At 72.7% G+C, this 24,121-nt stretch carries 25 protein-coding genes; 13 read left to right on the top strand and 12 right to left on the bottom strand.

The window, feature by feature from the left end; genetic code table 11:
* Nucleotides 1-76: 76 nt before the first annotated feature.
* Nucleotides 77-1,105 carry a YbhN family protein gene (locus AV521_RS09855; RefSeq protein WP_371917011.1) on the bottom strand — a complete coding sequence of 343 codons (1,029 nt, stop codon included), beginning with the start codon at nt 1,103-1,105 and terminating at the stop codon, nt 77-79.
* A gap of 250 nt (nt 1,106-1,355) precedes the next feature.
* On the opposite strand from AV521_RS09855, the gene AV521_RS09850 reads away from it, so the two are divergent.
* Nucleotides 1,356-2,003 carry a DedA family protein gene (locus tag AV521_RS09850; protein ID WP_076086464.1) on the top strand — a complete coding sequence of 216 codons (648 nt, stop codon included), beginning with the start codon at nt 1,356-1,358 and terminating at the stop codon, nt 2,001-2,003.
* A gap of 6 nt (nt 2,004-2,009) precedes the next feature.
* Here AV521_RS09850 and AV521_RS09845 read toward each other — a convergent pair whose 3' ends face one another.
* Nucleotides 2,010-2,540: a gamma carbonic anhydrase family protein gene (locus AV521_RS09845; protein WP_076086462.1), complete on the bottom strand. Its 531-nt coding sequence runs from the start codon at nt 2,538-2,540 to the stop codon at nt 2,010-2,012.
* A 109-nt stretch (nt 2,541-2,649) separates the two neighbouring features.
* On the opposite strand from AV521_RS09845, the gene AV521_RS09840 reads away from it, so the two are divergent.
* The gene (locus AV521_RS09840; protein WP_076086459.1) at nt 2,650-3,414 is read left to right on the top strand and encodes an acyltransferase; all 765 of its coding nucleotides are present in this window, start codon (nt 2,650-2,652) and stop codon (nt 3,412-3,414) included.
* Nucleotides 3,415-3,541: 127 nt separating this feature from the next.
* On the opposite strand, the gene AV521_RS09835 is transcribed toward AV521_RS09840, so the two are convergent.
* Nucleotides 3,542-4,399: a DMT family transporter gene (locus AV521_RS09835; protein WP_076086456.1), complete on the bottom strand. Its 858-nt coding sequence runs from the start codon at nt 4,397-4,399 to the stop codon at nt 3,542-3,544.
* A gap of 107 nt (nt 4,400-4,506) precedes the next feature.
* On the opposite strand from AV521_RS09835, the gene AV521_RS09830 reads away from it, so the two are divergent.
* Nucleotides 4,507-5,079 (top strand): helix-turn-helix domain-containing protein, encoded by a 573-nt coding sequence (locus tag AV521_RS09830; protein ID WP_076086453.1) that lies wholly within the window; start codon nt 4,507-4,509, stop codon nt 5,077-5,079.
* A 32-nt stretch (nt 5,080-5,111) separates the two neighbouring features.
* Complete coding sequence (locus tag AV521_RS09825; RefSeq protein WP_076086449.1) at nt 5,112-5,669, top strand: YbaK/EbsC family protein; 558 nt, start codon at nt 5,112-5,114, stop codon at nt 5,667-5,669.
* 2 nt (nt 5,670-5,671) lie between these two features.
* Here AV521_RS09825 and AV521_RS09820 read toward each other — a convergent pair whose 3' ends face one another.
* Nucleotides 5,672-6,841, bottom strand: coding sequence for a cation diffusion facilitator family transporter (locus AV521_RS09820; protein ID WP_079249192.1), 1,170 nt, complete (start codon nt 6,839-6,841; stop codon nt 5,672-5,674).
* 62 nt (nt 6,842-6,903) lie between these two features.
* On the opposite strand from AV521_RS09820, the gene AV521_RS09815 reads away from it, so the two are divergent.
* Nucleotides 6,904-7,266: a metalloregulator ArsR/SmtB family transcription factor gene (locus tag AV521_RS09815; RefSeq protein WP_256725486.1), complete on the top strand. Its 363-nt coding sequence runs from the start codon at nt 6,904-6,906 to the stop codon at nt 7,264-7,266.
* Here the strand turns inward: AV521_RS09815 and AV521_RS09810 are convergent.
* From AV521_RS09810 to AV521_RS09800, 3 genes are all read right to left on the bottom strand, one after another.
* Entirely contained in the window at nt 7,260-8,489 is a 1,230-nt protein-coding gene (locus tag AV521_RS09810) for a 4-hydroxybenzoate 3-monooxygenase (protein WP_076086446.1), read from the bottom strand. The two genes, AV521_RS09815 and AV521_RS09810, sit on opposite strands and share 7 nt — an antisense overlap.
* Before the next feature lie 77 nt (nt 8,490-8,566).
* Nucleotides 8,567-10,207, bottom strand: a complete 1,641-nt coding sequence (locus tag AV521_RS09805; RefSeq protein WP_076086443.1) for an APC family permease — start codon at nt 10,205-10,207, stop codon at nt 8,567-8,569.
* Nucleotides 10,208-10,434: 227 nt separating this feature from the next.
* Nucleotides 10,435-10,842 carry a CoA-binding protein gene (locus AV521_RS09800; protein ID WP_076086440.1) on the bottom strand — a complete coding sequence of 136 codons (408 nt, stop codon included), beginning with the start codon at nt 10,840-10,842 and terminating at the stop codon, nt 10,435-10,437.
* Between the two features lie 146 nt (nt 10,843-10,988).
* Here AV521_RS09800 and AV521_RS50650 point away from each other — a divergent pair, with 146 nt between their 5' ends.
* From AV521_RS50650 to AV521_RS09770, 5 genes are all read left to right on the top strand, one after another.
* The gene (locus AV521_RS50650; RefSeq protein WP_256725485.1) at nt 10,989-11,945 is read left to right on the top strand and encodes a hypothetical protein; all 957 of its coding nucleotides are present in this window, start codon (nt 10,989-10,991) and stop codon (nt 11,943-11,945) included.
* Entirely contained in the window at nt 11,942-12,484 is a 543-nt protein-coding gene (locus tag AV521_RS09785) for a histidine phosphatase family protein (RefSeq protein ID WP_076086437.1), read from the top strand. Before AV521_RS50650 ends, AV521_RS09785 begins: the two co-directional genes overlap by 4 nt.
* Before the next feature lie 45 nt (nt 12,485-12,529).
* Entirely contained in the window at nt 12,530-13,159 is a 630-nt protein-coding gene (locus AV521_RS09780; protein ID WP_076086434.1) for a YigZ family protein, read from the top strand.
* Between the two features lie 107 nt (nt 13,160-13,266).
* Nucleotides 13,267-14,430, top strand: coding sequence for an exonuclease SbcCD subunit D (locus tag AV521_RS09775; protein ID WP_076086431.1), 1,164 nt, complete (start codon nt 13,267-13,269; stop codon nt 14,428-14,430).
* A complete protein-coding gene (locus AV521_RS09770; protein WP_076086428.1) occupies nt 14,427-17,417 on the top strand; it encodes an AAA family ATPase in 2,991 nt (996 codons plus the stop codon). Before AV521_RS09775 ends, AV521_RS09770 begins: the two co-directional genes overlap by 4 nt.
* 5 nt (nt 17,418-17,422) lie before the next feature.
* Here AV521_RS09770 and AV521_RS09765 read toward each other — a convergent pair whose 3' ends face one another.
* Nucleotides 17,423-17,869, bottom strand: a complete 447-nt coding sequence (locus AV521_RS09765) for an Lrp/AsnC family transcriptional regulator (RefSeq protein WP_076086425.1) — start codon at nt 17,867-17,869, stop codon at nt 17,423-17,425.
* Nucleotides 17,870-17,962: 93 nt separating this feature from the next.
* Between AV521_RS09765 and AV521_RS09760 the strand changes: the two genes are divergently transcribed.
* Nucleotides 17,963-18,448, top strand: a complete 486-nt coding sequence (locus tag AV521_RS09760; RefSeq protein ID WP_076086422.1) for a rhodanese-like domain-containing protein — start codon at nt 17,963-17,965, stop codon at nt 18,446-18,448.
* 25 nt (nt 18,449-18,473) lie between these two features.
* On the top strand, nt 18,474-18,989 hold the full coding sequence (locus AV521_RS09755; protein WP_076086419.1) for an immunity 21 family protein: 516 nt from the start codon (nt 18,474-18,476) through the stop codon (nt 18,987-18,989).
* Nucleotides 18,990-19,008: 19 nt separating this feature from the next.
* Here the strand turns inward: AV521_RS09755 and AV521_RS09750 are convergent, their stop codons facing one another.
* The 4 genes from AV521_RS09750 to AV521_RS09735 form a co-directional block, all read right to left on the bottom strand.
* Nucleotides 19,009-20,247: a cytochrome P450 gene (locus tag AV521_RS09750; protein WP_076086416.1), complete on the bottom strand. Its 1,239-nt coding sequence runs from the start codon at nt 20,245-20,247 to the stop codon at nt 19,009-19,011.
* A gap of 34 nt (nt 20,248-20,281) precedes the next feature.
* Nucleotides 20,282-21,673, bottom strand: coding sequence for an NAD(P)/FAD-dependent oxidoreductase (locus AV521_RS09745; RefSeq protein WP_076086413.1), 1,392 nt, complete (start codon nt 21,671-21,673; stop codon nt 20,282-20,284).
* A complete protein-coding gene (locus AV521_RS09740) occupies nt 21,663-21,908 on the bottom strand; it encodes a ferredoxin (protein ID WP_076086410.1) in 246 nt (81 codons plus the stop codon). Before AV521_RS09740 ends, AV521_RS09745 begins: the two co-directional genes overlap by 11 nt.
* A gap of 218 nt (nt 21,909-22,126) precedes the next feature.
* Nucleotides 22,127-22,798 carry a hypothetical protein gene (locus AV521_RS09735; protein ID WP_076086407.1) on the bottom strand — a complete coding sequence of 224 codons (672 nt, stop codon included), beginning with the start codon at nt 22,796-22,798 and terminating at the stop codon, nt 22,127-22,129.
* A gap of 453 nt (nt 22,799-23,251) precedes the next feature.
* Here AV521_RS09735 and AV521_RS09730 point away from each other — a divergent pair, with 453 nt between their 5' ends.
* Entirely contained in the window at nt 23,252-24,094 is an 843-nt protein-coding gene (locus AV521_RS09730; RefSeq protein ID WP_076086403.1) for an SDR family oxidoreductase, read from the top strand.
* Nucleotides 24,095-24,121 lie beyond the last annotated feature (27 nt).

Below are 24,121 nucleotides of genomic sequence, written 5' to 3'. Positions count from 1 at the left end.
CCAGCTCTCGACTTCGATCGAGAGGGGGGACCCCGGACGCCGCGCGCTGGTCCGACCGGGGATGTGACACAGGCGCTCACAGCACCTTCGCGCGGATCAGCGCCGACAGCACCAGGGTGCCCGGCAGCAGGGGCACCCAGTCGGTCAGTACCCGGTAGCCGATCACGGTCGCGGTGGCCACCGGCAGGGCGGAGCCGAAGGTGACCAGCGTCCACACCAGTGCCGCGTCGACCGCGAGCCCGCCCGGCGCGGGCACCGCCCCGACGGCCGTGCCCGCCGCGAGATAGGCGAGCACCACATGCGCCCAGGGCAGCGCCAGCCCGAGTGCGGCACCGATACAGGCGAGGGTGGTCCCCTGCAGCAGTGGCATCGCGACCGCCCCGCCCCACAGCGCGGCCACCCGGGCGGGCCGCGAGTGCACCTCCCGCGCATCGGCGAGGGCGGAGCGCAGCAGCCCGGTCACCGGCCGCCGCAACGGTCGTACGACCGTCAGCAGCGTGCCCGCGACCGCGAGGGCACCGCCGGCGATCGCGGCGAGCGGCACCAGCAGGCGCCCGTCCGGGACCAGCTCGCCGAGGCGCCGCCAGGCCGGCGACGTCGCGAGGAGGATCACCAGCACGACCGTCTTGGCGGAGGACTTCGCCAGCGAGTACAGCCCGATCGACGCGGTCGCACGCTCCAGCGGCACCCCGCGCGCCCGCAGAAAGCGCACGGTGACGGCATGGGCGCCGAACCCGGCGGGGAGCGCGTGGTTGGCGGCACCGGCGGCGAACTGCGAGGCCAGCAGCAGCCCCGGCGGCACCCGGTCGGGCAGGGCGCCCTGCCGTACGCAGGAGGCCGCCACCCAGTTCAGGCAGGTGAAACCGCCCCCGGCCAGCAGCCACCAGGGATCCGCGGCGACGAGCCGCCGGACCCCCTCGTACACCACGGGCCGGTTGCTCATCGCCCAGCCGCCGGCCAGCAGCAGCGGAGCCAGGCACAGGGCCAGCCGTACGGACCGGCCCGCCATGAAGGACGCGGGCCGGGGCGAAACCGTTCCCCGGGTGAGCGGGGAGGCCGGAGACAGGGGGAGCGAGGAGAGTGAGGACGGGGACGGTGAGGACACGGGGACGTCGTCCTTCCGCAGCGGGCCCCGCGGCGGGGACCTGGGGGAGGCGGGTCGGGCGAAACCGCGAGGAGCCTTCCCCTCCCGCGTGACACCGGGATGTCCGAAAACCGAAGGGCCGAGGGCGGGACGGTGCCGCTGGGCGGACGCGCGCAATCCGCCGTTCACCGCCGACCAGGTAGCCTTCCCTTGGGACGCCCTTTACATGCGGCGCCCGCACGCAAGGACAGCGACAGGGGAGGATCCGGCGGTGCACGTCCAGGAATGGCTCGACTCGGTGCCGGCGGTCGCCGTCTACGCCGCGGTGGCCCTGGTGATCGGTCTGGAGAGCCTGGGCGTCCCGCTCCCGGGAGAGATCGTCCTGGTCTCCGCGGCGCTGATGTCCTCCCAGCACTCGGACATCAACCCGATCGTCCTCGGCGCGTGCGCGACCGCCGGCGCCGTGGTCGGCGACTCCATCGGCTACGCCATCGGCCGCAAGGGCGGCCGCCCCCTGCTCGCCTGGCTGGGCAGGAAGTTCCCGAGACACTTCAGCGAGGGCCATGTGGCCACCGCCGAGCGGTCCTTCGAGAAGTGGGGCATGTGGGCCGTCTTCTTCGGCCGCTTCATCGCCCTCCTGCGCATCTTCGCCGGCCCGCTCGCGGGCGTCCTGCACATGCCGTACTGGAAGTTCCTGATCGCCAACGTCCTCGGCGGCATCTGCTGGGCGGGCGGCACCACCGCCGTCATCTACTACGTGGGCGTCGTGGCCGAGGGCTGGCTGAAGAAGTTCTCCTATGTGGGCCTCGCGGCCGCGGTCCTGATCGGCCTGGCCTCCATGCTCCTCGTCAAGCGCAAGGCGAAGAAGGCCCAGCAGCAGAACGACCGGGAAGCAGAGCCTGTCAGCGCCGGTGAGTGAGATCCCCTAGGGGCGGTGAACGTCCTTGTGCGCCTTGGCCAACTCCGCGTACATGGTGCCGTTGAGGGTGACCCCCTGCCGCTCCTCCTCGGAGAGGGGCCGCTTCACCTTGGCCGGTACCCCAGCCACCAACGATCCAGGCGGCACCGTCATCCCCTGGGGCACCAGAGCCTGCGCGGCGACCAGCGAACCGGCCCCGATCACAGCACCGTTCAGCACGGTCGCCCCCATCCCGATGAGGCAGTCGTCTTCCACGGTCGCCCCGTGCACCACCGCGTTGTGACCGATGGAAACCCGCTCCCCGACCGAGACCGGAAACCCGGGGTCGGCATGAAGCGTCACGTTGTCCTGCACATTCGCACTCGCCCCCACGGTGATCGTCTCGACATCACCCCGCACGACAGCCCCGTACCAGACGCTGGCCCCGGCATGCAGCGTGACGTCCCCGATCACTGACGCGGTAGGCGCCACGAACGCCTCCGGATCGACCCGCGGCTCCTTCCCCCCGATACCCACGATCAGCGCCTGCTGCGTCATCACCGTCTCCTCGCATCCGTAAGTACCCCGCACGGTACGACAGGGCGTGGGGCAAAGATCACAGCGGCCCACCCTCTCGCCGAAGACAACCGCTGAGTAACGTGACCCCGTGCCGAAGCGCAAGAACACGTTCTCATCCTGGCGTCACCACGCAGCGCAGCGCGCGGTGCACGCGGTCTGGTCCTGGGCACAGCGCACGGGCTCCGTCACCGCCGACCACCCCGGCCGCTTCCACTTCGGCTCGATCGGCGAAGCCACCCGCCTCGCCTTCCCGCTCGGCACGGTCTTCGGCGAGCCCTGGATCCACCTCGGCTCCCACTGCATCATCGCCGAGCAGGTCACGCTGACCGCCGGCCTGATGCCGGACCTGGACCTCGGCCCGGACCCGATCCTGCGCATCGGGGACGGAGTGGTCCTCGGCCGCGGCAGCCATGTCATCGCGGACACGACGGTCACCATCGGCAGCGACTGCTACTTCGGCCCGTACGTCTACGTCACCTCCACCAACCACTCCTACGACGACCCGCACCAGCCGATCGGCAGGCAGTGGCCGCGCATGGAGCCCGTGGAGATAGGTCCCGGCTGCTGGATCGGCACCGGCGCGGTGATCCTTCCGGGCGCGCGGATCGGCCGGAACGTGGTCGTCGCGGCCGGTGCGGTGGTGCGCGGCACGGTGCCCGACCACGCCGTGGTGGCCGGTGCGCCCGCCCGGGTCGTGCGGCGCTGGACGTCCGAGGAGGGCTGGCGGCCGCCGCTGCGGACCCCGGCCCCGGTGCCGATCCCGGACGGGACGACCCCTGAGCAACTGCGCGCGCTGGCGGAACTGGACGAGGACGGAGTGGCCCGCCTCGCGGAACTCGAATCCGAGAGCTGACGCGGCCGGAACGCGAAGCCGGAACGTGAAGCCCGAAGGTGAAGCCGCCGCCCGAAACCGCCGAGTGACTCCGCCGGAACCGGAGGCCTGACGCCGGCTCAGCGTGACCTCGAAGCCGCAGGCCGGCTCACCCGGTCGCCAACAGCAGCGTGCCGACCAGTGCGAGCCCGGCACCCGCTGCCTGTACCGCGCGCAACCGTTCGCTGAGGAAGCCGCGCGCCGCCAGCGCGGTCACCACCGGATACAGCGAGGCGAGAACGGCCGCGACGGTGACCGGGCCGTGCTGGGCGGCGATCGCGTAGGTGCCGTTGGCGGCCACGTCCGCGAGCCCGACGAAGGCCAGCGCGGGCAGCGAGGCCCAGGGGAAGCCGCTCTCCGGGACGGCCCGGCCGCCCCGCCGGACGGAGACGGCGAGTGCGGCCCCGCCGACCGCGACGTTCGTCAGGCGCTGGACGAACAGGGCGAGGAACAGGCCGGTGACACTGGTCGAGGCCTCGGTGATCAGGGCGAACACCGTGCCGAAGCCCAGTGCCGCGACCAGCGTGAGCAGGATCGTCCGGCGCTGTACGGGCGCGCCGCGCAGTTGCGGACCGCCCGCGAGGACGACACCGGTGACGGCGACCGCGATCCCCGTGACCTGGAGCACCCCGGGCCGCTCGCCGAGGACCAGGCCCACACCGACCGGCACGGCCACGCTCAGCGTGGCGAGTGGTGAGACGACCCCCATGGGGCCGAGCGCGAGGGCCTTGTAGAAGGAGAGCAGGGCGACCGGCCCCGCCAGTCCCGCGGCGAACGCGAACCACAGGCGGGGCCCGGCCTCGCTCCACGCGCCGGTCGCGACGACGATCGCGCCCAGCACCGTCGCCGCGACGGCCTGCGAGACGACCACGACCGTCAGCGCGGGCGTACGCCGGGTCAGCAGCCCGCCGCCGAAGTCGGCCAGCCCCCACAGAAGGCTGGTGGTCAGGGCGAAGAATGCGGTCACGGCCGGCCTCGCAGTACAGTTTGATGAACGGTCGGGTATACCTCACCGTAGTTCAGTCCAATGAACTCCGTCATCCCATATATTGAACGCTCATCGATGGACGTGATGTGTCGGACCTCGACCTGCTGACCCAGTCCCTGGCCCGCAATGTCAAGCACTGGCGCACGGTGCGCGGCTTCACCCTGGACGTGCTCGCGGCCCGGGCCGGGGTCAGCCGCGGCATGCTCATCCAGATCGAGCAGGCCCGGACGAACCCCAGCATCGGCACCGTCGTCAAGATCGGCGACGCGCTCGGCATCAGCATCACCACCCTGCTCGACTACGAGCAGGCCCCCACCGTCCGCGTGGTCCCCGCCGAGCGGGCCGTAAGGCTGTGGCACACCGACGCCGGCAGCTACAACCGTCTGCTGGCGGGCACGGAGGCGCCCGGTCCGCTGGAGATGTGGGACTGGCGGCTGATGCCCGGCGAGCAGAGCCCCTCCGAGCCGCACCCGGTGGGCACGGTGGAACTCGTCCACGTCACCGCCGGCGAACTGACCCTCACCGTCGACGGCGTGAAGCACCTCGTGCCGACCGGCGCCAGTGCCACGTTCGAGGCGAGCACCTCGCACACCTACGGCAACGAGGGCGACGTACCGATGGAGATGGTGATGGCCGTCTCGGTGCCGCCGGTGCGCTGAACCGGCCCGTGGCGGGCTGTTAGCGTGCGGCCATGCGCGCACCCATCGGAGACTTCGACACCGCCACCCCGGTCCCGGACTGCCTGGAGGAGCTGACCGCCCCGGTCGCCGACGCCGTACGACACTGGCAGGGTGCGACCCCCGTCGACCGCATCCTCTACGTCGAGACCGATCCGCAGTGGGCGGACACCGCCGTCTTCGTGGAGCACTACGGCCGCGATCTGCTGGAGCAGTCGGCGAACTGTGTGGTGGTCGCGGGCAAGCGAGGCGGCGAGACCACCCTCGCCGCGTGTCTGGTGCTCTCCACCACCCGGGCCGACGTCAACGGCCTCGTACGCCGCCAACTCGGCGCGCGCAAGGCCTCGTTCGCCTCGACGGAGACGGCGACCGGCGAGACCGGCATGGAGTACGGCGGGATCACCCCGGTCGGACTCCCCGCCGGCTGGCCGCTGCTGATCGACTCGGCCCTGGTCGATCTGCCCTACGTCCTCGTCGGCAGCGGACGCCGCCGCGGCAAGCTCCTGGTCCCCGGCAAGGCCCTCGCGGAACTGCCGGGCGCCGTGGTGCTGGAGGGCCTCGGGGGCGCCTGAGGTCAGGCCGTCAGATGGTGGGCCAGCGCCAGATGCGGGTCCCGTTCGCCCGGCACCGGTGCCGGATCGGCGTGCACCAGGGCCGCCGTCAGCTTCGGTACGGCGTGCAGCAGGGCGTGTTCGGCCTCGACGGCGACCGCGTGCGCCTGCCGTAGCGTCGCCTCGCCGTCCACCACCACCGCGAGTTCGGCCCGCAGCCGGTGCCCGATCCACCGCAGCCGCAGCTCACCCACCTCGCGCACGCCAGGCACCGCCCGCACCGCCCGCTCGGCCCGGTCCACCAGTGCCGGGTCGACGGCGTCCAGCATCCGCCGGAACACCTCCCGCGCCGCGTCCCGCAGCACCAGCACGATCGCCACCGTGATCGCCAACCCGACGACCGGGTCGGCCGGCCGCCACCCGAGGGCCGACCCGCCCGCGCCCACCAGCACCGCCAGCGAGGTGAATCCGTCGGTCCGGGCGTGCAGTCCGTCGGCGACGAGCGCGGCCGAGCCGATCTCCCTGCCCACCCGGATCCGGTACCGGGCCACCCACTCGTTGCCGACGAACCCGGCCAGCGCGGCCGCCGCGACCGCCGGCAACTGCGCGACCGGGCGCGGATCGAGCAGCCGCCCCACGGCCGCCCACGCCGCGAAGGCCGCCGAGGCGGCGATGGTCAGCACGATCACCAGCCCCGCGAGATCCTCGGCGCGCCCGTAGCCGTAGGTGAACCGGCGGGTCGCCGCCCGCCGCCCCAGCACGAAGGCGATACCGAGAGGTACGGCGGTCAGGGCGTCGGCGGCGTTGTGCACGGAGTCCCCGAGCAGCGCCACCGACCCGGAGACGGCCACCACGGCCGCCTGCGCCAGCGCGGTCACCCCGAGCACGCCCAGCGACACCCACAGCGCCCGCATCCCCCGCGCCGAGGCCTCCATCGCCGGGTCCAGCTTGTCGGCGCTGTCGTGGGAGTGCGGGGAGAGGAGATGCGCGATCCGGTGCCGGAGACCCGGGGTGTGGGCGTGGCTGTGGCCCGCGTGGCCGTGGTCGCGGCCGTGGTGGTGCGGATGCGCGTGCGGGTGCGGCGGGTGCGCGTGCTCGCCGTGCTCCGGACCGCCGTGCACGTGCTCGTGCGCAGGGCCGGTGTGCTGTCGGCGCGCGTGTTCGGCGTGACCCTGCCCGTCGTGCTCGTTCATGTGGGTCCCCCTTCCGGTGTGCGGGAGTGGACGCGGGGCGCCCACGGAGCCATTATGTGCGTATGAGCGCACGCATGCACCTGTCACCTGCGCACCATGCGCATCCGCGCACCCCGGGCGAGGAGCGGTTCGCGCTCGCGGCCGAGCTGATGGCCCTGCTCGGCGACCGCACCCGGCTCACCCTGATGCACGCCCTGACGGCCGGCGAGACCGATGTCACGACGCTCACCGAGGAGTGCGGCGCGGCCCGTCCCGCCGTCAGCCAGCATCTGGCGCGGCTGCGCCTCGCGGGCCTGGTGAAGACCCGCAAGGAGGGCCGCCGGGTGATCTACTCGCTCCCGCACGGCCATCTGCGCCGGCTGGTGGAGGAGGCCCTGAAGACGGCGGACCACCACCTCGCCGAACGGCACACCGGAGATCAGTAGGCGGCTGCGGTGCCGAGGTACTGCTCGGCGAAGGCCGCCCCCGCGGCCGGCGAGGTGAACAGCCGGCGCAGCCGGGCCAGTGTCGTACCGGCGCGGAACGGGTCACCCGACGCGACACCGTGATAGATGTCCGACAGCCACTGCGAGAACTCCTGGTAGTCCCACACCCGCCGCAGACTCGCCGCCGAGTAACCCTCCAGGCCGCCGCCGTCGCCCTGCGTCACATACGCGGTGAGCGCGTCGCCGAGCAGGAAGGCGTCGTGCAGCGCGAGGTTCATGCCCTTCGCGGCGATGGGCGCGACCAGATGCCCGGCGTCCCCGGCCAGGAACAGCCGCCCGTGGGTGAGCGGTTCGACGACGTAGTGGTGCATGTCCAGGACGCGTTTCTCGATCAGCCGGCCCTCGGTGAGCGGGGGCGCTCCGGCCGCGGCGAGCCGCTCGCGCAACTCGGTCCAGACCCTGTCGTACGACCAGTTGTCCGGGTCGTCACCGGGCGGGCACTGGAGGTAGAACCGGGTCACCTCGGGACTGCGGGGCATCTGCCCGGCGAAACCGTGCGGATGGACGCCGAACAGGACGCAGTCCGTCGACGGCGGCACCTCCGCGAGCAGCGCCAGCCAGCCGATGCCGTCGTCCTGCCGCGCGATCACCCTCCGCTCCGCGGGTATCGCGTCCCGCGTCACCCCGCGCGCCCCGTCGCAGCCCGCCACGAAGTCGCAGCGCAGCAGCCGCCGTTCACCCGTCTTCGGGCAGCGGTACGACACCGCCGGCCGGTCCGAGTCCAGATCGTGCAGCGTGACCTCGCGCACGCCGAAGCGGATGTCGCCGCCGCGTACGTCGGCGTACTCCCGCACCAGGTCCGCCACCAGCAACGGCTGCGGGTAGACATAGTGATGGGTGCCGGTCAGCTCGGCGTACGGGAAGCGGTACCGTTCGCCGCCGAAGCGGAACTCGCAGGCGCTGTGCAGCTCGGCGCGCTCGCGCAGCCGTTCGGCCAGTCCGCGCCGCCCGAGTTCGCGCACCGCCCATTCCTCGATGACACCGGCCCGCGGCCGCGTCTCGACGAACTGCCTGCTCTCGGTCTCCAGGACCACACAGTCGACGGAGGCGGCCCGCAGGATGTTGCCGACGGTGAGCCCGGCGGGCCCGGCGCCCACGACGACGACCGTACGGCGTTCCTCCGGCGCGGAGCCGGGGCGGGGGGAGGGGGAGGGGGAGGTCACTGGGGAGATCACCCCCGCATTATGACGGTGTCCCGTCAGCCTGGATCGGCCGACGGGACACCGGGGGAAGAGCGGGGTCAGTGCGCCGGGGCGTCGGTGACCACGACCTCCTCGATGCTGCGCTCGATCGCCTCGGGCTGGGAGGCGGTCGCCTTGGCCCAGAAGTAGATGACGAGCGAGAACGCGGTGACGACCGCCATGTCCCACCACAGCGGCAGATCACCGTTGCCGCCGAAGGTGCTCAGGTAGGAGATCACACCGATGCCCACCAGGTAGGGCACCAGCCACTGCGCGGCCTTGAAGTCCAGCCGGGGAGCGTCGGGCAGGCCCTTGCGGATCGCGTAGGCGGCGTACGAGCCGAGCAGCACGTAGCCGATCAGGATCGCGCAGCCGAGGCGCCACAGGGTGTCCCAGCCGGACCAGAAGATGATCAGGTTGGCGACCACGAACGACAGCGGCGAGATGATGTTGCCGGCAGGCAGCTTGTACGGACGGTCGTGGTTCGGCAGGCGGTCCTTGAAGACGCCGTAGGCCAGCGGAGCGCCCGCGTACATCAGCACGCTCGCCGAGGTGATGAAGCCGACCAGGGTCTGCCAGCTCGGGAACGGCGCGAAGCAGATCACGCCGGTCACGAACGACATCGCCAGGCCGAACCACGGCACACCACGCGAGTCGGTCTTGGCGAAGAGCTTCGGGGCGTAGCCGTTCTTGGCCAGACCGTAGGAGATACGGGAGGTGGCGGTGGTGTAGATCAGACCGGTGCCGCCGGGGGAGATGATCGCGTCGGCGTAGAGGACCCAGGCCAGCCAGCCCAGGCCGACCAGCGAGGCGAGACCCGCCCAGGGGCCGCTGATGCCGGCGTACGCCAGGTTCGCCCAGCCCTTCGCGAAGGAGGCGTGCGGCAGGGCGGCGATGAACACGACCTGGAGCAGCACGTAGATCGTGGCGCCGATCGCGACCGAACCGAGCGTCGCACGCGGCAGGTCACGCTTCGGGTTGCGGCTCTCGCCGGCCAGCTGGATCGCCTGCTCGAAGCCGAGCAGCGCGAAGATGATGCCGCTGGAGCTGATCGCGGTGAGGACGCCCTTGGCGCCGAACGGCGCGAAGCCCTCGGAGGTGAAGTTGGCCGGGTGGAAGTTGCCGATGGCGATGATGAAGATCGCGGCGAGCGGGACGGCGATCTTCCACCAGGTGGCGGCGCTGTTGGTGTGTGCCAGGACACGGACGCCGAGGAAGTTGACCGCGACGAATACCGCCATGAGCAGGACCGCGACGACGATGCCGCTGGTCGTGAGCGTGCCGTTGGCGTTCTGCAGCCCGTCGGCGAAATGCCAGTGCTTGGCATAGCCGATCATGGCCTCGACCTCGATCGGGGCCACCGTCGCGGCCTGGAGCCAGGAGAACCAGCCGAAGGACATACCGGCCAGGCCGCCGAAGGCGTAGTGCGGGTAGCGGGCGGTACCGCCGGCCACGGGGAACATGCCGCCGAGCTCGGCGTGCACGAGCGCGAGCAGCACGATGGCCACCGCGCCGATCACCCACGAGATGATCGCCGCGGGGCCCGCCGCCACGACCGCTTTCTCGGCACCGAAGAGCCAGCCGGACCCGATGATCGAGCCGACAGAGGCCCACATCAGACCGATGAGTCCGACGTCTCGGCGCAGACCACCACCGGTGTCGCTTGTGGCTACCGGTGCAGCCTGGTCGACATTCGCCATGTCAAGTGGCCTCTCAGATCGTAAACGCAGGTTTAACGGGGATGGAGCTGCCACAGGCTAGGGATGCATTCCGAGCGAGCAAAAGAGTGTTAACCAAATTTTGACCTTCGATCTTAGGTGTCTTGGGCGCACGTTCGGTCACCGACTTGTCACAGCTCAGACGCCCAGTCGGAATGTCAATATTCAGCGGCGAATTGTAAGTAGAAGGAGAGATTCGCTGGGATTCACTACCCCAGCAGGGGAAATTCGATAGCCGGGCAGCGGTCCATGACCATGTCCAGACCGGCTGACCGGGTCCGCTCGTAGGCGGACTCGTCCACCACGCCGAGCTGGAACCACACCGCCCTGGCGCCCTTCGCCACCGCCTCGTCGGCCACCGCGCCGGCCAGCTCGCTGTTCACGAAGACGTCGACCACGTCGACGTCGAAGGGGATGTCCGCCAGGGAGGCATAGCCCCGTTCGCCGTGGACCGTCTCGGCCCTGGGATGCACCGGCACGATCCGCTTGCCGTACCGCTGGAGCACCAGCGCCACCCGGTAGGCGATCCGGTTCTGGTTGGTGGACAGGCCCACCACCGCCCAGGTGTCGCCCAGCTCGTTCAGGATCCTGCGGATCGTCGCATCGTCGCCGTACACGGCCGTCTCCTCGGGCTGCGGTGAACTGTTTCCCCCGCCAACAGCACCCCGGCGGGTCCGGATTCCCGGCCCCGTGACCCCGCCACCATGTCCGGAATCGGCGCAAGGTGCCTGCGTACGGCCGTCCGCCCGCCTACGCTCAGCCCGTGCTGCGCATCCTCGACGCCCGAACCGGTCAGCCCGTCCCCGCCGCCCCCGCCCGCCGTGGCCTGACCCGCATCGAGGCCCGTGCCTCCGGCCTCGACCCCACGGCACTGCGGGTGCTGCTCACCGCCGACCTGCTCGTCCGCGCCCTGGAACTGGGCGGCACCCCGGTCTGGACGATCCTGACCGCGCCCCACCGCCACGCCGAGCTGCGCGCCGCCGCGACGACCCTGTCCATCCGCCCCTTCGAGGACGGCCACGACCTGGCGTCGGGACTGGGCGAGGCCCAGGCGATCCACGTGACGGCCGAGGGCACGGACGTCCCCGGCGGTGGGCCGGTGGTGCGGGTTGCTCCGGTGGAGTGGACGGGGGAGCTGTCGGAGGGCCGGGGGGCGGGGTGGTCTTCGGCGGGGGACGTGGACACGTCGCCGGGTGCGGCCGGATCGCCGGGCGGCACCGCGGAGCCCGGCGTTCCGGGTCAGGCGGAGCCCGCGTCCGAGTCCGCTCCTGGGCGCGCGTCGGAGTCTGCTCCTGGGCGTACGTCCGAGCCCGCGTTCCGGCCCGTGCCCGGCCGTACGTCCGAGCCTGCCGCTCACCCCGCCCTCCCGGCCCTGCTCGCCGATCCCGCCGCTCTCCGGCTCGCCCTGCTCGCCGTCCCGCGCGGTGCGCCCGTCCGGCTGGACGCCGCGGCGCTGGAGGAGGCCGCCGGATGGCTCGCGGGCCGGCGGCGGGACGTGGCCGGGTGGGCGCGGCAGCCCTCGCGGCCGGTGCCCGACGAGGTGCGGGCGCGGTTGCGCTCCGCGTGGGAGGACGACCTCGACCTCCCCGCGGTGCTGGAGGTGCTGCGGGCCGTGGCGAGCGCCCCCGGCCTGTCCGACGGAGCCCGCTTCGAGACGTACGTCTACGCCGACCGCCTGCTGGCCCTCGACCTCGCCCGCGACCTCGGGAGCCTCGCGTGATCGCGCGGGCGGGCACCGGCCCGCTGCGCCGGCTCGTGGTGCTGCGGCACGCCAAGTCCGCCTGGCCCGAGGGTGTCGAGGACCACGAGAGGCCACTCGCCACGCGCGGCCGGCGCGACGCCCCGGCCGCCGGACGCGCCCTCGCCGAGGCCGACTGCCTGCCCGACCTGGTCCTGTGCTCCACGGCCGTACGCGCCCGCCGCACCTGGGAGCTGGCCTCCGCCGAGTGGGGCACGCCACCGCCGGTGCGCTACGACGAGCGGCTGTACGCGGCCGACGTACCGGATCTGCTGGAGGTGGTGCGCGAGGCGCCGCCCGAGGTGGAGACGCTGCTGGTGGTCGGGCACAACCCCGGGCTGGAGGAGCTGGTCCTGGAGCTGGCGCGGGAGGGTCTCGACGACACGCTGGACCGGGTGCGGACGAAGTTCCCCACGTCCGCGATCGCCGTCCTGTCCTGGCACGGCACCGGCTGGCCGGCCCTCGCCCCCGGCACGGCCCTTCTGACGTCGCTGACCGTGCCGCGCGGGAGCAAGGAGTGACACCGCGCGCGTACCGCGCCCCGCGTCACCGCATAGGGTGATCGGATGCAGGACGAGTACCGCACAGTCGCCCACGCGGGCGTGCACGAGATCGAGATCAACCGCTCCCGCTTTCTGTGCGCCCTCGCCCCGGCCGCCACCGAGCAGGAGGCGCAGGACTTCATCGCCTCCGTGCGCAAGGAGCACGCCGACGCCACCCACAACTGCTGGGCGTACGTCATCGGTGCCGACGCCTCCGTGCAGAAGGCCAGCGACGACGGCGAACCGGGCGGCACCGCCGGCGTCCCCATGCTCCAGATGCTGCTGCGCCGTGAGATGCGCTACGTCGTCGCGGTCGTCACCCGTTACTACGGAGGCGTCAAGCTCGGCGCCGGCGGACTCATCCGCGCCTACGGCGGCGCCGTCGGCGAGGCCCTCGACACGCTCGGCACGCTCACCCGGCGCCGCTTCCGGCTCGCCACGGTGACCGTCGACCACCAGCGCGCGGGCAAGGTCCAGAACGACCTGCACGCCACCGGACGCGAGGTGCGGGACGTCCGCTACGGCGCCGAGGCCGTCACCATCGAGATCGGCCTGCCCGACGCCGACGTGGACGCCTTCCGTGCCTGGCTCGCGGACGCGACGGCGGGCACGGCGGGATTCGAACTGGGCGGAGAAGCCTACGGAGATGCATGACATACGTCCTTAATCGGGCATAAGGGGAGCTGAAGTAGCCGGTCATGACGGGCTGATACGGGAGTAACCGCCCGTGCTGTCAGACCCGGCCGTTAGTCTCGGGGATCATGAGACTCCTGCACACGTCCGACTGGCATCTCGGCCGGGCCTTCCACCGGGTGAACATGCTCGGGGCCCAGGCCGAGTTCATCGGTCACCTCGTTACCACCGTGCGCGAGCGCGAGGTGGACGCGGTGGTCGTGTCGGGTGATGTGTACGACCGCGCGGTGCCCCCGCTCGCCGCGGTCGAGCTGTTCGACGAAGCGCTGCACCGCCTCGCCGGCCTCGGCGTGCCCACGGTGATGATCTCCGGCAACCACGACTCGGCCCGCCGCCTCGGCGTCGGCGCCGGACTCATCGACCGCGCCGGCATCCACCTGCGCACCGAGCCGTCCGCCGCCGCCACCCCGGTCGTCCTCGGCGACGCCCACGGCGACGTCGCCTTCTACGGTCTGCCGTACCTCGAACCCGCCCTGGTGAAGGACGAGTTCGCGGTCGACAAGGCCGGTCATGAAGCGGTGCTCGGCGCCGCCATGGACCGCGTCCGCGCCGACCTCGCCACGCGTGCTCCCGGCACCCGCTCGGTCGTCCTCGCCCACGCCTTCGTCACCGGCGGCCAGGCCAGCGACAGCGAGCGGGACATCACCGTCGGCGGGGTCGCCGCCGTGCCCGCCGGGGTCTTCGACGGGGTCGACTATGTGGCGCTCGGCCATCTGCACGGCTGCCAGACCCTCACCGAGCGCGTGCGCTACTCCGGCTCCCCGCTCGCCTACTCCTTCTCCGAGACCGACCACCGCAAGAGCACATGGCTGGTCGACCTCGATGCCGACGGCTCCGTCTCGGCCGAGCGCGTCGACTGCCCGGTGCCCCGCCCGCTGGCCCGCATCAAGGGCACGCTGGACGGCCTCCTCGCCGATCCCGGCCTCGCCCGGCACGAGGAGGCCTGGGTCGAGGCCACCCTCACCGACGCGGTCCGCCCCGCCGACCCCATGGCCCGGCTCACCGAGCGCTTCCCGCACACCCTCAGCCTGGTCTTCGCCCCCGAGCGCGCCCCGGACGACCCCTCGGTGTCGTACGCCCGGCGCCTCGCCGGCCGCAGCGACCAGCAGATCGCCCAGGACTTCGTCGCCCATGTGCGCGGCCTCGGGCCCGACGAGCGCGAGACGGCCGTCCTGCGCGAGGCCTTCGACGCCGCGCGCGCCGACGCCGTCGTACGGGAGGTGGCCCGATGAGGCTGCACCGGCTCGACATCACAGCCTTCGGGCCCTTCGGCGGCTCCCGCGGCGTCGACTTCGACGCCCTGTCCGCCGCAGGGCTCTTCCTGCTGCACGGCCCCACCGGCGCCGGCAAGACCTCCGTCCTGGACGCCGTCTGCTACGCCCTGTACGGCTCCGTCCCCGGCGCCCGGCAGAGCGGCCAGGGCATGCACCTGCGCAGCGACCACGCCGAGCCGCGCACCCGCACCGAGGTCCGCCTCGACCTCACCGTCGCCGGACGCCGGCTGGAGATCATCCGGCAGCCACCGTGGGAGCGGCCCAAACTGCGCGGCACGGGCACGACCGTCGACAAGGCCCAGACCTGGCTGCGCGAGTACGACGCCACGGCCGGAGCCTGGAAGGACCTCAGCCGCTCCCACCAGGAGATCGGTGAGGAGATCACCCAGCTGCTCGGCATGAGCCGCGAGCAGTTCTGCCAGGTCGTGCTGCTGCCACAGGGCGACTTCGCCCGCTTCCTGCGCGCCGACGCCGAGGCCCGCGGCAAGCTGCTGGGCCGCCTCTTCGACACCCAGCGGTTCGCCGACGTCGAGAAGCGCCTCGCCGAGCGCCGCAGGGCCACCGAGGCCCGTGTACGGGAAGGCGACGCGGCGCTGCTCGCCGACGCCCACCGCATGCAGCAGGAAGCCGGCGACGCCATGGAGCTGCCCGAGCTGGCGCCCGGCGAACCCGGCCTGGCCGACGCCGTCCTCGACGCCGCGGCCCTCGCCCGCGCCACCGCCCGCGAGCGCCTCACTGTCGCGCACTGCCGCCTCGCCGCCGCCGAGTCCGCGCACACCGAGACCCGGCACGCCCTGGACGACGTACGCGAACTCGCCCGGCTGCAGAGCCGGTTCACCGAGGCCCGGCAGCGCGCCGAGCGGCTCCAGGAGCGGGCCGGCGCCCACCACGAGGCGCAGCGGCGCATGGAGCGGTCCCGCAAGGCGGAGGCGGTCGCGCCCGCGCTTGAGCTGCGCGAGGCCGCCGAGGAGGAGCACCACAGGGCGGCCCGCGCCGAGGCACACGCGCGTGGCATGCTGCCCGACTCCTACGCCGACGCGGGCGCGGCCGGACTCGCCTCCGCCGCCCGCCGGGCCGCGGAAGAGCTGGGCGGCCTGGACGCGGCCCGCCGCGCCGAGCGGCGGCTCGCCGGTCTGGCCGAGGAGCGGTCCGGGCTCGACCGCCAGGAGCGCGCCGACGAGGAGGTGCTGCGCGAGGCCGACACCTGGCTCGACGCGTGGGACGCCACGCGCGCGGCCCTGCAGTCCCGCGTCGACTCCGCCCAGGAGGCCGCCACCCGCGCCGAGCAGCTTGCCGTCCAGCGCGACCCGATGCGCAGGCGGCTCACCGCGGCCCGCACCCGGGACACGCTGGCCGCCGACCTGGAGGACGCACAGCGCCGGGCGCTCGCCTCCGAGCAGCAGGCGCTCGGTTCCCGCGCCCACTGGCTAGACCTCAAGGAACAGCGCCTGAACGGCATCGCCGCGGAGCTGGCCGCCCACCTCACCGACGGCGAGCCCTGCGCCGTCTGCGGAGCCACCGAACACCCCGCACCGGCCCGCAAGGTCGCCGGACACATCGACCGTGAGGCGGAGGGAAAGGCCCACAAGGCCTCCCAGCAGGCCGACCGGCAGCACACCGAGGACGAGCGGCGGCTCGGCGTCGTCCGCGAGGCCCTGGCCGCCGCCACGGCCGAGGCCGGTGACACTGCCACCGCGCAACTCGAAGAGAGCGCCGCCGAGTTGGAGCAGGAGTACGCCCGCGCCCGTCGTGCCGCCTCCGCCCTGCACGCCGCCCACGAAGAGCTGCGGGGCGCCGAGCGTGAGCGCGAGCAGCGTCTCGCCGACCGCCAGCAGGCCGCCGTGCGGGCCGCGTCCCGGGTCACCCGGCGCGAGACCCTGGAGCATGAACAGGGCCAGTTGGAGGAGGAGTTGCGCAAGGCACGCGGCAGCTCCGGCAGCGTGGCCGCGCGGGCCGCGCAGCTGGAGCGGCAGGTGGCGCTGCTCACCGAAGCCGCCGACGCCGCGCGCACCGCCGAGGACACCGCGCAGCGCCTGAAGGACGCCGACGCCCGTCTCGCCGACGCCGCCTACCGTGCCGGTTTCGACACCCCGCAGGCCGCGGCCGCCGCTCTCCTGGACGCCACCGCCCACCGTGAGCTGCAGCACCGCCTGGACGCCTGGCAGACGGAGGAGGCCGCCGTACGCGCGGTGCTCGCGGAGGCCGGCACCGCGGCTGCCGCCCAGCTACCGGCCGCCGACCCGGCCACGGCCGAGCACGCGGCGACGAGGGCCGAACTCCGGCTGCGCGAGGCGGCGTCCGCGTGGGACGCGGCCGCCCGCTGCTGTGCCGAGCTGGACCGCCTCTCCGCGCGCGCCACCGAGGCCGTACGCCGCCTCGCCCCGCTCCGCGAGGAGTACGACCGGGTCGCCCGCCTCGCCGCCCTCACCGCGGGCACCTCCGCCGACAACGAACGCAGGATGCGCCTGGAGTCGTATGTGCTCGCGGCCCGGCTGGAACAGGTCGCCGCCGCCGCGACCGCCCGGCTGCAGCGCATGTCGGCGGGCCGCTACACGCTCGTCCACTCCGACGACCGCACCGGACGCGGCCGCAGCGGCCTCGGGCTGCACGTGGTCGACGCCTGGACCGGACGGGAACGCGACACCGCCACCCTGTCCGGCGGCGAGACCTTCTTCGCCTCCCTCGCGCTCGCCCTCGGCCTCGCGGACGTCGTCACCGACGAGGCCGGCGGCGTCCGCCTCGACACGCTCTTCATCGACGAGGGCTTCGGCAGCCTCGACGACCAGACCCTCGACGAGGTCCTCGACGTCCTCGACTCGCTGCGCGAACGCGACCGCAGCGTCGGCATCGTCAGCCACGTCCCCGACCTGCGCCGCCGCATCCATGCCCAGCTGGAGGTCGTCAAGGGCAGAGCGGGCTCGACGCTCCGGCAGCGGGGGGTCTGACCGGTTCAGCGGCCCAGCGGGCGCCGGGGCAGGGGAGAGGAGTACACGACACTGGTGGTCACTGAGCCCAGTGCGCCGATCCTCCCGGAGATCTCCTCCAGATGCGCCATGGACCGCGCGGCGACCTTGATGACGAAACAGTCGTCGCCCGTCACATGGTGCGCTTCCAGGATCTCGGGCGTCGCGGCCACCAGGTCGTGGAACGGCTTGTAGTTGCCGTTCGGATACCGCAGCCGTACGAACGCCAGGATCGGCAGCCCGAGCCGCTCGGGGTCGACGACCGCCGCGTACCCCTGGATCACGCCCGCCTCCTCAAGCCGCCGGACCCGCTCGGTGACGGCGCTCGGCGACATGGAGACGGCGCGCGCCAGCTCGGCGTAGCTGGCCCGGCCCTCCCGCTGGAGGACCTCGAGAATGCGCCAGTCGGTGGCGTCCGGGGAATACACGGTCATCCCGGATGGATAGCAGGGAATTCCCGGCTCGGGCAAGGCCGCGCCGTGGATTGTCACTTCAGGGACTCGGCTTCGGGCCGTAGATTTCCAGTCATGATCACCAAGACCGCCCAGACCTCTGTGAACCCCGTCCTGCGGGTCGCTCCCGCCGCTCCCGCCGAGGCCGCGGCCTACTTCCGGGCGAGCCTGGCCTTCCACGCCGACGTCTCCGACGTGGCCGCCGCGCTCGCGGCCGGCGGCGACCCCGGCTTCGCCGTCGTCGACACACGCTCGACCGAGTCCTGGGACCAGGGCCACATCCCGGGCGCCGTCCACCTGCCCACCGCGCTCATCCCCGAGCAGGCCGGGCAGCTCCTGGACAAGTCCGTGCCGGTGGTGACGTACTGCTGGGGCCCCGGCTGCAACGGCGCCACCCGTGCCGCGCTCGCCCTCGCCGAACTCGGCTACCAGGTCAAGGAGATGCTCGGCGGCTTCGAGTACTGGGCCCGCGAGGGCTTCGCCTACGACACCTGGCAGGGTCCCGGCCGTCGCGAAGCCGACCCGCTGACCGCGCCCGTCGAAGGCGAGTGCGGCTGCTGACGAACGCCGTGTAGGTTCTCTGCCCATGGCTCGATACGCGGATCCAGGCGCGCTGGAGTGGGTGGAATCGGGCGGTGGCCCGCTGATAGCCGTCCCGGAGACGGTGCTGCCGTTCTGGGCGGGCGCCGACAGCGAGGAACTCGACACCGACTACGACCGGGCGTGCGAGGTCGACGGGTATGTCGGCCTGCTGCCCGTCGGCGACAGCGCGGCCCTGGTGTTCGGTGACGACCCCGCCTCCACCTCGTTCCTGCCGGACCACGCCACCTTCGTACGGTGGTCCGCCGCGAGCTCCGAGGCGGAACTGCTCGCCACCGTCCCCGCCGCCCTCGACGCGGCGGTGTGGGGGAGCGAGGTGCGCTGGCGGGTGCCCGGCCCGGTGCTGCTGTTCGACTCGGCCTGGCCCGGCCAGGCCGCCGACCGCACCGAACACCTCCGGGTGCCGCTGGAGGCGGGCACGTACGCGGTGCGGGCCGCCTATGTGCAGCCGGGGCCGGAGACCTGGGTCGGGCTGGTACGGCTCACCCGGCTCGCGCACTGACCCGGCGCGTGTCCTGACGTCACACGGTCTGCCGCAACCCGTCGAAGGCGATCTCCAGATGCCGGGGGCCGCGCAGCACCGCGTTCTGCCGGTACGGCGGCGGATCCGCCACCAGGCGGGGATGCTCCAGCCGCCGGGCCAGCTCGGACAGCGCGATCTGGGCCTCCAGCCGGGCCAGCGGGGCGCCGAAGCAGCTGTGGATGCCGCTGCCGAAACCCAGGTGCTGGATGTCCTCGCGATCCGGGTCGAAGCGCTCGGGATCCTGGAAACGCTCGGGGTCGCGGTTGCCCGCGGCCAGCATCAGCCAGATGCGCGAGCCCTTGGGGATGGTCACCCCGCGCACCTCGATGTCGGCGATACACGTGCGCTGCGGCACGATCTGCACCGGCGGCTCGTAGCGCAGCAGCTCCTCCACGATCCGCACCGACAGGCCCGGATCGTTGCGCAGCCGCTCCAGGACCTCCGGATGGCGCAGCAGCGTGAGCATGCCGTTGGTGATGAGGTTGACGGTCGTCTCATGGCCCGCGATGAGGAGCAGGACCGCAGTGCTGAGTACTTCCATCGTCGTCATGGCGCCGTCCGGACCGCGGCTGTTCACCAGGTCGGAGAGCATGTCGTCGCGAGGTTCCTTGGCGCGCTGTTCCACCAGCCCGTTCAAGTACATGCCGAGCTGCAACCGTGCCTCCTGCGCGGTCCGCTGGGATTCGGCGCTCGTACGAGTGTCGGGGTCCAGACCGGCGACGATCGGGTCGACCCAGGCACGGAAGCGGGGCTCGTCCTCGCGCGGAACGCCGAGCAGTCGGCAGATCACGGTCACCGGGAAGGGGTACGCGAACTGGTCGACCAGGTCGATCTGCCGCGCGTCCCCGAAGCCGTCGATCAGCCCGGTGACGATCTCGCCCAGCTCGCTCCGCATGTTCTCGATCCGGCGTGGCCTGTGCGGTGGCCCGAAGGAGCTGTTGGCGATCCTCCGCAGCCGGTCGTGCTCCGGCGGGTCGAGTCGGATGAAGCTCGGAGGCAGCCCCGTCGCTTCCGGCCCGGCCGGCTCGTCGTCCCCGGGCGCGGCCAGATTGGCGGCGTCGGAGCTGATCCGCGGATCGTGCAGCAGCGCCTCGATGTCCCAGTACGAGCTGAGGACGTACGGACCGCCCTCCTCCTCGTGCAGGACCGGGTTCTTGCGCAGCTCCTCGTACAGCGGGTACGGGTTGGCGCGGTTGGCGAAGTCGGTGATCTGCTGGAACAGCGGGGCTCGCGTCATGACAGGTCCTCGGAGCGTCGGGGCCGTGCGGCGATCAGTGCCGCGCCGGGTGGAAGACCAGCTGCTGGTCGGCCGGTGAGTAACCGGTGAGGGTCACGGTCGGGCCGTGGGTCGGCAGGGACGGGTCGGGGAAATCCGCCGCCATCGGCTGCCGGCCCTCGGGACGCCGGTCCATCGTCGGGAACTCCACCGGGAACGGAGCGCCCCGTTCGATCTGCCGCGCGTAGAACTCCAGCCACCGGGTGTTGTCGAAGCTCACGGCGGCGATGACGCGTCCCTGGTAGCCGTACACGCCGATGAACCGGCGTTCGGCCAGCGAACCCTGCGTGATCATGAGCTGGTCACCCATGGGCGGCACCCCGACCGACTTGATGTTCACACCGAACATCGACGACCAGAAGGCGGGCATCCACAGATGCGGGCGCCGGTCGGCGCCGTGGCAGATCATGTTGTGGGCGGCCGTCTCCGCCTGGGCCACGGCGTTGCCCCAGTGCTCCAGCGAGAGGAACTGATAGCCGAACAGCGCGTGCGGGGAGCGTGCGACATCGCCCGCGACGAACACGTCGTCGGTGACGATGCCCCGGAAGTCGAAGGCACGGCAGCCCGCGTCACAGGCGATGCCCCGGGGCCCCGCGCCCAGCCCCGACCCGGTCAGCCAGTCGGTGTTGCGCACCGAGCCCAGCGAGACCACGACCACGTCCGCCTCGACGACACTCTCGTCGGACAGATGGACCGCACGCACCCTGCCGACCGAGTCGCCCTCCAGCGAGGTCACCGTGACATGGGTGCGCAGGTCCACGCCGTTCTCGGTCTGCAGATCGGCGGCGACCGCGCCGATCACGCCGCCGAGCGCCCCCACCAGAGGCGCACCCGCGCGCTCCGCCACGGTCACGGGGGTGCCCATCTCCCGGCACGCCGAGGCGACCTCCGAACCGGCGAACCCGGCGCCGATCACGAACACCCGGTGCGGCCCCGCCTTCAACCGCTGGTACAGACCGGCCGCGTCGTCCCGCGTGCGCAGCAGGCAGACGCCGTCCAGCCGGGCCTCGTCCGCCTTCGGCCAGGGCCGGGCGCGCACCCCGGTCGCGATGAGCAGCCGGTCGTACTCGACCTCGTCCCCGTCGGCCAGCTTGACCCGTTTGGCCGGCAGATCCAGACCGGTCGCCGCGACGCCGAGCCGCCACTTGGCGTCGATCTCCCGGCGGTGCGGCAGCTCGGTCCGGTGCGGGGACGCCATGCCCAGCAGGACCGACTTGGACAGCGGCGGCCGGTCGTACGGCTCGTACGGCTCGTCACCGATCAGGGTCAGCTCACCGGCGAAACCCTCCGCACGCAGGGTCTCGGCGGCCCGCAGACCCGCCAGCGAGGCGCCGACGATCACGATCCGGCCCTCGCGCCTGAGCCAGTCGAGATAGTCAGCGGGCATCGCGCGCCTCCTGGGCGGAGTCGGCGCCCCGCCCACCCGTGCCGTCCAGCCCGTCCGCCGTGATCGCCTGCACCGGGCAGGCCGCGACGGCTCGGGCCAGCCGCTCGCGCTGTTCCTCGGGCGCGTGCGGGTTGTAGACCAGTGACTCCTCGCCGTGCATGGCGAAGACATCGGGAGCGAGGAACGCGCACTGGGCGTACCCCTGACATTTGTTGAGATCGACGACGAGCCGCATCGACGCTCCGCCCTTCCGGTGGCAGGTCCGGCGCGCACCGGTCTTTCGCACGGCACTCCCGGACGGCGGTCATGTCCCGTTTGCCAGCATGAGTGCGACGGAGCAACATCGCCCGTCGGGAAACCCCCCATTCGGGCCGCGGTGCGGCTGGGCCACCGGGGCGCCGCGCTGCCGGGCCGCAGGCCGCCCGGTGCACGGGCGCCACGGCGATGCGTCCGTCACGGGTTCGCAGCGGTGCGGGACCGGGCGCGGCCGCTCGCCAGGATGATGTAGACGCTCAGCACCAGCGACCAGGCGGGGAAGACCAGCTCCGCCCAGGGCACGTTGGACGCGGCGAAGAGCAGCGTGAGGGCGGTCAGCAGACCCAGGACCGACAGCCAGCGGGGCTGGATGCCCAGGCGGTGGCCGATCACCGACATGGAGCAGGCGAAGACGGCCGCCATCCGCGTGGCGTACTCCGTCATCAGCGTGTACGCGAGATGCCGGCCGAAGTCCCAGGAGGACGGCGCGGGCGTCGTAGCGGCGGGATGGCTGACCACGAGGACGGCACCGGCGGCCGCGGCGGCGCCGAACACGGTGGCGGTGAAGACGAGCCCGCTGCCGAGGAAGACGGTGGCCAGGAACTTGTCCTCGCCGGTACCGATGTGCGCCCGGACCGCGCCGATGAACCACAGGAAGAAGATCCCGGCGAACGGCACGAGCGCGAGGGCGGCACGCACCGCGCTGCGGCGCCCGGAATCGGTGAACCCCCAAGCGGTGACCGACTCCGCCCCCTCGGGAATGCCCAGCCGCACCAGGACGATCGCCGCCGCCAGCAACAGCGCGAACACGACTCCCGCCAGCCCGGCGGCCCGCGGAGTCTCCAGCACCCGTTGCGCCTGCTGCTGCATGCCGCTCCGCCTCCTCCACCTCGCCTCCGGCACCAGCTAGCCGCCGCCGGGCCGGTTACGCCACCGGGGGACGGCCGGACGGCCGAGCGCCCGGCGGCACGGCCACAGGGCGAGGCGAGTCGCCAGGCTCCGGACCCACCCGGACGGCCTTCGCCGAGGACGGCGAAGTCCGGTCGCTCCGCGATCGGCCCGGGACGGTGAGGGCTTTTGCGGCGTGGACCAGGGAGATCGCCGACGCGGGGCAGAAGCGTCGGCCTGCACCGTACGACAGGTGAGCCAACCGTTGCCCGGGCTCGTCCCGGGAGGACCCCACACGATGATCGTCCAGGGCCTGCGGTTCACTGCAGGCCTACGTCACTGCTCGCATGCCTGTGCGTGGAAGACGTCCGTGGGCCGGACCGCGCCCCCTGATTCGCTCGCGCGGCGCTCCGCACGCCCCTAGGCTGATCCGCCATGCCCTCCCCTGTGCGCCCTGCCCCGGAAGACCTGCGTCGTGACCCGCAGCCGCTGCGCGGTCGTACCGCCCTCGTGACCGGCGCGAGTCGGCGTGCCGGGATCGGACATGCCGTGGCGAGGCGGCTGGCCGCGTACGGGGCGAGCGTGTATCTGCATCATCATGTGGCGCACGACCGGGCCATGCCGTGGGGCGCCGACAGCATCGAGGCGGTCGTCGGTTCCGTGCGTGAGGTGGTGGGGGATCCGGGGGCGCGGGTCGTCGCGGGCCCCGGGGATCTGGCCGACCCGGCCGAACCGGCACGGCTGATCGACACCGTCGTCGGCGAGTTCGGCCGACTGGACATTCTCGTCGCCAATCACGCCCTCAGCGGTTCGGACGGCACCCTGGACGAGATCGACGCCGCGATGCTCGACGCGCACTGGGCGGTCGACACCCGCTCGGTCCTGCTGCTCGTGCAGGCCTACGCCCGTGCGCGCGCCGCACTGCCTGATGGCGTCCCCGGCGGGCGCGTGGTGCTGATGACGTCGGGGCAGGACATCGCAGGCGGTATGCCGGGCGAGATCGCCTACGCCCTCCAGAAGGGCGCCCTCGCCTCGATCACCCGATCCCTGGCCGACACGCTCGCCGAGCGCGGCATCACGGTGAACGCGGTCAACCCGGGCCCGGTGGACACCGGTTACGCGACCGGTGAGGTCCACGCCGCCGTGGCCGCGCGGTTCCCCGGCGGACGCTGGGGCCTCCCCGACGATCCGGCCCGCCTCGTCGCCTGGCTGGTGACGGACGAGGCCGGGTGGATCACCGGGGAGGTCATCAACTCGGAAGGCGGCTTCCGGCGTTGAGGCCTGGGACCCTCTGGGGACCCAGGG

Origin of the sequence: Streptomyces sp. IMTB 2501 (assembly GCF_001953885.1) — a bacterium.
Classification (GTDB): domain Bacteria; phylum Actinomycetota; class Actinomycetes; order Streptomycetales; family Streptomycetaceae; genus Streptomyces.
This window is presented reverse-complemented; position numbering and strand designations above follow the sequence as displayed.

Bases quoted from the DNA above. Each gene is read 5' to 3' on its own strand.
- AV521_RS09765 (WP_076086425.1), bottom strand. From the start codon at position 17,869: ATGACCGTGTATTCCCCGGACGCCACCGACTGGCGCATTCTCGAGGTC.
- AV521_RS09745 (WP_076086413.1), bottom strand. From the start codon at position 21,673: ATGCCCGCTGACTATCTCGACTGGCTCAGGCGCGAGGGCCGGATCGTG.
- AV521_RS09770 (WP_076086428.1), top strand. From the start codon at position 14,427: ATGAGGCTGCACCGGCTCGACATCACAGCCTTCGGGCCCTTCGGCGGC.
- AV521_RS09760 (WP_076086422.1), top strand. From the start codon at position 17,963: ATGATCACCAAGACCGCCCAGACCTCTGTGAACCCCGTCCTGCGGGTC.
- AV521_RS09750 (WP_076086416.1), bottom strand. From the start codon at position 20,247: ATGACGCGAGCCCCGCTGTTCCAGCAGATCACCGACTTCGCCAACCGC.
- AV521_RS09825 (WP_076086449.1), top strand. From the start codon at position 5,112: ATGCGCGCACCCATCGGAGACTTCGACACCGCCACCCCGGTCCCGGAC.
- AV521_RS09820 (WP_079249192.1), bottom strand. From the start codon at position 6,841: ATGAACGAGCACGACGGGCAGGGTCACGCCGAACACGCGCGCCGACAG.
- AV521_RS09740 (WP_076086410.1), bottom strand. From the start codon at position 21,908: ATGCGGCTCGTCGTCGATCTCAACAAATGTCAGGGGTACGCCCAGTGC.
- AV521_RS09730 (WP_076086403.1), top strand. From the start codon at position 23,252: ATGCCCTCCCCTGTGCGCCCTGCCCCGGAAGACCTGCGTCGTGACCCG.
- AV521_RS09775 (WP_076086431.1), top strand. From the start codon at position 13,267: ATGAGACTCCTGCACACGTCCGACTGGCATCTCGGCCGGGCCTTCCAC.
- AV521_RS09815 (WP_256725486.1), top strand. From the start codon at position 6,904: ATGAGCGCACGCATGCACCTGTCACCTGCGCACCATGCGCATCCGCGC.
- AV521_RS09805 (WP_076086443.1), bottom strand. From the start codon at position 10,207: ATGGCGAATGTCGACCAGGCTGCACCGGTAGCCACAAGCGACACCGGT.
- AV521_RS09780 (WP_076086434.1), top strand. From the start codon at position 12,530: ATGCAGGACGAGTACCGCACAGTCGCCCACGCGGGCGTGCACGAGATC.
- AV521_RS09755 (WP_076086419.1), top strand. From the start codon at position 18,474: ATGGCTCGATACGCGGATCCAGGCGCGCTGGAGTGGGTGGAATCGGGC.
- AV521_RS09845 (WP_076086462.1), bottom strand. From the start codon at position 2,540: ATGACGCAGCAGGCGCTGATCGTGGGTATCGGGGGGAAGGAGCCGCGG.
- AV521_RS09735 (WP_076086407.1), bottom strand. From the start codon at position 22,798: ATGCAGCAGCAGGCGCAACGGGTGCTGGAGACTCCGCGGGCCGCCGGG.